General features: G+C 55.7%; 1 protein-coding gene. It reads right to left on the bottom strand.

Annotated features, from left to right (window positions below):
* Window positions 1-14: 14 nt before the first annotated feature.
* Window positions 15-418, bottom strand: a 404-nt coding sequence (locus KDM89_RS19985) for a DUF2145 domain-containing protein (protein WP_212689627.1), incomplete at its 5' end; no start/stop codon positions are given.

Genomic DNA, 418 nt, shown 5'->3' on the forward strand with positions numbered 1-418 from the left:
TCAGTTTGCTGTGTTCAGTCTGCGCGCACCAGCAGTACCTGAGGTGGTGAAGGCAATTGCTGCATAAATTTTTCTACCGATTCCACACTCACGGTATCGATCTGTCCCGCCATACGGCGTTCAAACGGATGGTCGTCGAAACTCACATTGGCGCGGAACATGCGAGCACCAAGCCGTGTCATACTGGATAGTCGCAAGTTCTGGGGCTGATAGCGCCGGGCTTTGAGCCAGTCCTGCGCCTGCTGCCGGGTTTGGATCGCCGGGTCGCTGGCTGCAGCGAGTACTTCCAGTCCCCACTGATTCGAATTCTGATAGCGTGTCGCGAAAGCGAAAGCCAGCATATTGTAGGAGGCTTCGTGCAACTGTCTGGCATGACCGGATGTGATCTGTTCCGCCAAGGCGTTTTGCAGTTCCGCTG

Source organism: Cognatundibacterium luofuense (assembly GCF_018139685.1).
Classification (GTDB): Bacteria; Pseudomonadota; Gammaproteobacteria; order Burkholderiales; family Burkholderiaceae_D; genus Undibacterium; species Undibacterium luofuense.